This is a genomic window from Halobacterium bonnevillei (assembly GCF_009831555.1).
Lineage (GTDB): Archaea > Halobacteriota > Halobacteria > Halobacteriales > Halobacteriaceae > Halobacterium > Halobacterium bonnevillei.
Genome location: NZ_WUUU01000162.1, coordinates 1 through 6,438, shown reverse-complemented (window position 1 = coordinate 6,438; position 6,438 = coordinate 1). Strand labels below are relative to the sequence as shown.

7 protein-coding genes and 3 pseudogenes are annotated in these 6,438 nt (G+C 71.0%); 3 read left to right on the top strand and 7 right to left on the bottom strand.

Annotated elements, in window-relative coordinates:
* Nucleotides 1–744, top strand: a pseudogene (locus GRX66_RS15155) (DUF402 domain-containing protein); the annotation flags it as partial.
* A gap of 33 nt (nucleotides 745–777) precedes the next feature.
* Here GRX66_RS15155 and GRX66_RS15150 read toward each other — a convergent pair.
* From GRX66_RS15150 to GRX66_RS15125, 6 genes and pseudogenes are all read right to left on the bottom strand, one after another.
* Nucleotides 778–1,148 (bottom strand): annotated as a pseudogene (locus GRX66_RS15150) (NifU family protein).
* A gap of 39 nt (nucleotides 1,149–1,187) precedes the next feature.
* Entirely contained in the window at nucleotides 1,188–2,651 is a 1,464-nt protein-coding gene (locus GRX66_RS15145) for an LVIVD repeat-containing protein (protein WP_159527302.1), read from the bottom strand.
* Nucleotides 2,652–2,717: 66 nt separating this feature from the next.
* Nucleotides 2,718–3,686: an ROK family protein gene (locus GRX66_RS15140; RefSeq protein WP_159527301.1), complete on the bottom strand. Its 969-nt coding sequence runs from the start codon at nucleotides 3,684–3,686 to the stop codon at nucleotides 2,718–2,720.
* 116 nt (nucleotides 3,687–3,802) lie between these two features.
* Nucleotides 3,803–4,414, bottom strand: coding sequence for an AIM24 family protein (locus GRX66_RS15135; protein WP_159527300.1), 612 nt, complete (start codon nucleotides 4,412–4,414; stop codon nucleotides 3,803–3,805).
* 60 nt (nucleotides 4,415–4,474) lie between these two features.
* Complete coding sequence (locus GRX66_RS15130) at nucleotides 4,475–4,927, bottom strand: universal stress protein (RefSeq protein ID WP_159527299.1); 453 nt, start codon at nucleotides 4,925–4,927, stop codon at nucleotides 4,475–4,477.
* A 67-nt stretch (nucleotides 4,928–4,994) separates the two neighbouring features.
* The gene (locus GRX66_RS15125; protein ID WP_159527298.1) at nucleotides 4,995–5,195 is read right to left on the bottom strand and encodes a hypothetical protein; all 201 of its coding nucleotides are present in this window, start codon (nucleotides 5,193–5,195) and stop codon (nucleotides 4,995–4,997) included.
* A gap of 101 nt (nucleotides 5,196–5,296) precedes the next feature.
* On the opposite strand from GRX66_RS15125, the gene GRX66_RS15120 reads away from it, so the two are divergent.
* A complete protein-coding gene (locus tag GRX66_RS15120; protein ID WP_159527297.1) occupies nucleotides 5,297–5,767 on the top strand; it encodes a YbaK/EbsC family protein in 471 nt (156 codons plus the stop codon).
* A 3-nt stretch (nucleotides 5,768–5,770) separates the two neighbouring features.
* On the opposite strand, the gene GRX66_RS15115 is transcribed toward GRX66_RS15120, so the two are convergent.
* Nucleotides 5,771–6,151, bottom strand: a complete 381-nt coding sequence (locus tag GRX66_RS15115; protein WP_159527296.1) for a hypothetical protein — start codon at nucleotides 6,149–6,151, stop codon at nucleotides 5,771–5,773.
* A gap of 103 nt (nucleotides 6,152–6,254) precedes the next feature.
* Here GRX66_RS15115 and GRX66_RS15110 point away from each other — a divergent pair.
* Nucleotides 6,255–6,438: pseudogene (locus GRX66_RS15110) on the top strand (alpha/beta hydrolase); the annotation flags it as partial.

Below are 6,438 nucleotides of genomic sequence, written 5' to 3'. Positions count from 1 at the left end.
CCTCGAGGAAGCAGTCGCGGACGCGCCACATCCCAGCGACGCGGCCCCACACCGGGTCGCCGCGCCCGAGCAGACGACGTGGGTGTGGTTCGGCCGCGAGTCCCGGTTCGAACTCGACGACGCGCGCCGCGACGTCACGACCACGCTCCCCGGGCACCACCGAATCAAGGCCGGGGGCGACGCGGCCGGCAGCGCGGTGGACTTCGCGGAAACGCTCGGCGCCGCCCCGGACGCGTTCCCGTTCGGCGCGGTCACCGACCAGTTCGGCCGACGGAGGGCGACCTCGTCGCCATCCGGCACGGCAAACCCGACGGTCGCCTCATCACGCTCGGCCGCGGCGAGGTCACGGATCGGGACCGCGAGAACGGCCGCGTGACGGTGCGCCGCGAGATGACCGCGGGCGGCACGTACGACGCGCTCGGCGTCGAACGCGAGCGCGGCGACGTCGCCACCACGCGATTCACGGAGGGGAACTGGTGGTATCCGACCATCTACGAGGGGTCCGAGGGGCAGGTGAAGGGCACCTACCTCAACGTCTCCACGCCGGCCGAAGTGTTCCCGGACGCGGTCCGGTACGTCGACCTCCACGTCGACGTCGTGAAACACGCCGACGGCACCGTCGAGGTGGTCGACGAGGACGAACTCCGGGACTGCGTGGACGCCGGGCACGTCAGCGAGGCACTGGCGGACGAGGCGCTGAGCGTCGCCGAACGCGTGCGGAACGCGGTCAGCGACGACGACTGACGGCCGGGGGCCGCCGCGTCGGTCGCCGCGTCCTCAGAAGTGGCTGTCGGAGTTCGGGCTGCCCTCGCCGCGGCCGCCGCGGCGCCCTCGTTGCGGTCGACGCCCATGTAGCTCTCGGGCTGGTCGCCGCCCCAGCCGCCGCCGTCGCCGTCGGTGAACCGCACGACGACGTCGTCGACTTCCTCGAACTCCGCGGCGAGGTCCACCTTGATGCGCTGGGCGGTCCGCGGGCTGATGCCGCACCCCGAGCACGCGCCGCCGAGTTCCACGACAACCTCGCCCGCGTCCGGGTCGGCTTTCCGGACGGCGCTCGTGCCGCCGTGACTCCTGATGATTGGCATCTGGCCGATGAGCCACGTTTCGACGCGCTCGTGGAGACTCCCGGCGCCCGCTGTCTCGCTCATGGCCGACCGTTGGGACTGGACGGATGATGTAGTTTCTGTTCAGTCCAGCCGGCGCCTCGCGGCGAGTGCAGCGCCCGCGACGCCAGACAGCGCCGCCAGTACGCCGAACCCGGGCGCGCCGCCGCCGGACTCGTCGGGGTCTTCGGTCGTCGCCTCGCTCGTGGTCTCGGTGGTGGTCGGCGTTGCGGTGGTCGTGGCCGTGGTCGTCGTCTCCTCGGTCGGCTGTTCGGTCGTCGCCGTGGACGATTCCTCGACCAGAGTCGGCGGGTCAGCCTGCTCGCCGGCCCGGTTCGGGAACGTGTAGATGCCCGCGGGATAGTCGTCGCCGCCGAGCATGCTCCCCGCGACGAACGCGTCATCGGTGGCGTACTGGGCGGTCCAGAAGCTCGTCTGGTCGGGCTGGCGCCACCACGCCAGTTCCTCGGGGTTCGCGGGGTCGCTGACGTCGTGGACTTTCACGCCGCCCTGGTACCACGACGAGTACAGGCGGTCGCCGTGGAAGTCGAAGTTGTGCGAGGTGGTCCACGTCCCCTCCCGGGTGCCGTTCGGTGTCGGCGGCGGCGCGACGAACGCGAGTTTCTCGGGCTCGGTCGGGTCCGAGACGTCCCAGATGTCGATGCCGCCCTGCCCGTCGTCGCCGTCCTCCGGGTCGTCGTCCCAGGCCTCGGCGCCGGTCGCCAGGAGGGACGCGTCGTCGTTGACGGCGACGTAGTGGGCGTTCCCGGGGAGCCCCAGGCCCTCGACGCCGACCTGTTCGACGTCCTGGAGGTCCGACGCCTCGTAGTGCCCGAAGTGGGTGATGTGTGTGGGGTTCGCGGGGTCGCTGACGTCCACCAGCCACGTGCCGGCGTCCCAGTACGCGACGTACAATACGTCGTCCTGGACGTAGACGTCGTGGCACGACCGCAGATACCAGTGGACCTCCGCCCACGCGTCGTCGTAGTCGACGTTCGACCACCGGGCCAGTTCCTCGATTGCGTCCCCGGAGACGTCCACGAGCACGACCGGGTTCTTCACCTGGTCGTTCGCGGTGAGGTACGCGACGCCGTCCGCCAGGTAGGCGTTGTGGATCGGGAACGTCGTCTCGTAGAATCCGGTCCGCTCGGGGGTCGCGGGGTCGCTGACGTCGTACACCGCCATCCCCTGGGCCTGCTCCTGGCGGGTGGCGTTCGCGGGCCCGACAACGATGAGGGTGTCGCCGTCGAGTTTCACGTCGTAGACCATCTGGAGTGCGCCGTCCTCGTGGTCCGCGAGCAGCGGTGCCTCGACCGTGAGCAACTCGGGCGCCTCGGGGTCGGCGATGTCAACGGTCGCGAAGCCGTCAGTCGTCGCGGCGTACGCCGTCTCGCCGGCGTCGTCGATGACCACCTCCTTCGTGCCTTCGATGCCCACCACGCCGAGGGGCGCGTAGGCGTCCTGGCTGCTGGTGGCTGTGACGGCGGTACTCGCTAGCGGGAGGGCTGCTGCGGCGGCGGCCGACCGCAGGACGTCTCGTCGTCGCATACACGTCTCTCCGCGAGTAGGCCCGAAAAGTCCTGCGACGATTCGCTCGCGGCGAATTCGGCGCCGTTACGACCGCGAGCGGTCGCCCGTGCCGCCGGTGAGCGCGGACGCGACGGCGCCCCGGAGCACGACGTCGTCGCCCAGCGAGGTCAACCGGAGTTCGGGGACGTTGTTGAACACGGCCGTGTCGAGGTGCTCGCGGACGGGGTCGAGCACCTTCTCCGGGTTGTTGAGCGCGACGGCGCCGCCGACGTAGACGACCAGTGGCGCGTACGCCTGCACGAGGTTCGTGATGCCGACGGCGTTCCAGAACCCGACCTGGTCGACGACGTAGGCGGCGAACTCGTCGTCGTCGGCGTGCTCGAAGACGTGCTTCGCGGAGAACTCGGCGTCCTCAAGGGGCAGCGCGGTGTCGACGTCGCCGTCCGCGGCGAGCATCTGCGCGTACTCGGGGATGTTCTCCCCGGAACAGTACGCCTCCCAGTGGCCGTCGCGGCCACAGCCGCACGTCCGTCGGCCCTGCGGGTCGACGACCATGTGGCCGAGTTCGCCGGCGTTCCCGTCCCACCCGGTGAGGACGTTCCCGTCGACGGCGACGCCCGCGCCGATGCCCGAGGAGATGGTGACGTAGGCCATGTCGTCGGGGTTGCGGTCGGCGTGGTAGCGCTCGCCGATGACGCCGGCGACGGTGTCGTTGTGGAGGTAGACGTCGCCGGTGTCGACGAGCTTCGAGACGGGACCGACCAGCGGCACGGTGCCGACGGAGTCCGGCAGGTTCGCGGGGCCGTTGACGACGCCGTCGGCGAGGTCCAGCGGCCCGATGCTCCCGATGCCCGCCGCTGCGACGTCGCCGGGCGCGACGCCCGCGCTCTCGCAGGCGGCCCGGATGGTGTCGAGGACGGCTTCCGTGACCTGGATGCCCGTCGGGCCGCGGGGCGTCGGCCGCTTGTCGCTGGCGACGATGGTGGCGTCGCCGTCCGCGACTGCGGCGCGGACGTTGGTCGCGCCGAGGTCAACGCCGACGAAGTACGGCATCTACTGTGAGTGCGTCGGTCCGTCCACTTAACTGCACAGTTTTCACTCGAAGCCGTGTTAGTTCGCAACCTGTCGGACGACGTCCGATTCTGCGACCGCTGTGGCCGCTGCGTCCGCTACTGCGTGAACCGCGGCGACGGCCGCGTCGCGACCCAGACCGTCGTCGGGCCCCGAAACCGGCAGGCGGGCGGCGTGTCCTCGATGGCGCTGGAGCGCTCGACGCTGATGGACCCGTTCGCGTCGAAGGCGACGACGTGCGCCGCCGAGACCACGTGGCTGTCGCCCTCCGGCACTCTCACCTGGTCGACCCTGCCGCGACCGGCCACGTACGCCGTCCCGTGCCCGCGAGCGTCGCAAGGAAGAGCCGCTGCCGCGCGCCGGCGCTCCCCCACGCGGTCCGCGCCCACGCGAACGCCGCTGTCGGTGGCGACGAACGCGTCCCTGGTCGCCGCGATGCCGTCCCCCTCGAGCGGGACGGCGACGACGCTCCCGTGGTGGGGCGGCGCGAACCGAACCGTCGCCTCCGCGTCCGCGGTCACGCGAACGGGAGTGCGCTGTCGCTGTCCGGCGGCGTTCGCCACCGACCGGAACACGACGTCGCGGGCGCGTTCAACGCGAACGTTCCCCGTGTGGTCGACGAGCGCGCCCGATGCCGCCAGGACCGACTCACCCGCGACGAGGTTCGCGACGACAAGTCCACCGTGGCCGTCTTCGGCGGTAGCGTCCATCTGGGTCAGATCGAGCTGTCTTCGGCGGTCACGTATCTCTGTGTCAGTTCGGCGTCGGTCTCAGTGGTCGCTGCGCACGAACGTCACGGGACACGGCGCGGACAACAGGACGGTCTGCGCGGTGCTCCCGAAGACGGCTTTCCCCGTCGGGGAGCGCTTCCGGCCGCCGACGATGGCGATGTCCGCGTTCACGTCGTCGGCCAGGGAGACGATGTTCTCGCCGTGCTCGCCGACGCTCCCGGCGATGCTGTAGCCGACGTTCGCGTCCTCGAGTCTGTCGGCGAGGTCCCGGATCGTCGCGTGTCGTCGCGCCACTGCGTCCGGCGTCACGTCGTCGGACGACGAGAGGTCGAGGCTCCCGCGGGCGTCGTCGTACTCGTCGTCGGTGAACACGTGTGCGAGTGTGACTGTGGCGCCGGCCGGCCCCGCGATGTCGATGGTCGTCCGCGCCAGCGGTTCGATCCGTTCGTCGTCGCTCGGGCCGACCGCCAGCAGTACGTTCTCGATAGCCATGGTTGGCCGGAGGTCGGCGAACCCCATAAGAATACCCCGCACCGGCGGAATTGGCCACGCGCGCGACTCAGCCTGGCCCGCCGTCCGCCCACGGCCCGACGCCGAATACGTTCCCGAGCACCCACCCCGACAGGAACGGCGCGACGACGGCCAGACACCCGAGGCCGACCCAGCGCGCCGGCGGCGGCTGGCTCGCGAGGTAGACCAGGTAGGCCGTCCCGGCGACGGGCAGCAACCGGGCGAGCACCGACCCTGACTCCGGAGGCATACGCGTCCTATCGCGCTCACAGGGAAGAATCCGCCCCTCCTCGACACTCGAAACTGCAGCGAGCGACACACCTTTCTCGCCGGGCCGTGTGAGCGACGAGCATGCACGAGCGGGCAGCCGAATTCGTCGAACGGGCGCGCGAGGAGTACGGCGTGGCGGTGGACGTCCACGAGTTCGAGAACGGCACGAAGACGGCGGCCGACGCCGCGGACGCCATCGGTTGTGACGTCGCGCAGATCGCGTCCAGCATCGTCGTCGTCACCGACGACGACCCCGTGGTGGTGGTGACCAGCGGCGCGAACCGCGTGGACCTCGACAAGGTCGCGGTCTACCAGGACGCCACCGACGCCCGGATGGCGGAGGCCGACGAAGTGAAGGAGGCGACCGGGTGGAGCATCGGCGGCGTCCCGCCCATCTGCCACGCGACGGACGTCCCCGTCCTGCTGGACCGGTCGCTCCTCGACCACGAGGAAGTGTGGGCGGCCGCTGGCACGCCCGACGCCGTCTGGCCCATCGACCCCGGTCGACTCCGCGACCTCGCGGACGCCGAGCCCGCGGACGTCGCCGAATAGGCGTCATTCCCGGCGGGCGTGCCGACGATAGTTCCGCAGGAGGCCGGACGCGAGTCCGAGCGCGCCGCCGGCCGCGAGGACCGCGGGGCCGACGGCGTACGATATCTCCGTCGGCGACGACTGGAAGGAGAACAGGTACCAGAGCGAGTCGGGGTCGCCGACGGTCAGTGAGTCGACGCCCAGCGCGTCGAGGACGAACGGACCGAACAGGCCGAGCGCGAGGGAGTGCGCCGAGCGTGGCGACGGCGACGCCGACGAACAGCACTGGACGGTGAGCGCGCGCGACAGCTCGACGTCCGCGAGGACGACGCGCCGTTCGCCGGACGTCCCCCCGTCCACGCTCGCGGGTTCGTCGGGGTCGGACGGTTTGGTGGCCGCGACCATACCGGAGTGTCGGCGGACTAACTGATAAATCTCGTCTGGGTCTGTCGTCCGGGCGGCTCCGGCAGCACCTGGCTTTTTGCCCGTGTCGACGCGATACTGTCGTATGGCTGCCGACCTGCATCCGGAGGCCGAGGCGGCGATAGAGCGCCGCCAGGCCCTCGGTCTGTCGCCGCTGCACTCAGTTGGGCTGCGTCGATTGCGGCTGCTGAACCGCGCGTTCAACTGGTGGCGCAACCGCGACCCGCCCGCGGTCGGCCGGGTCGTCGACCGCGCGATTCCCGGCCCGG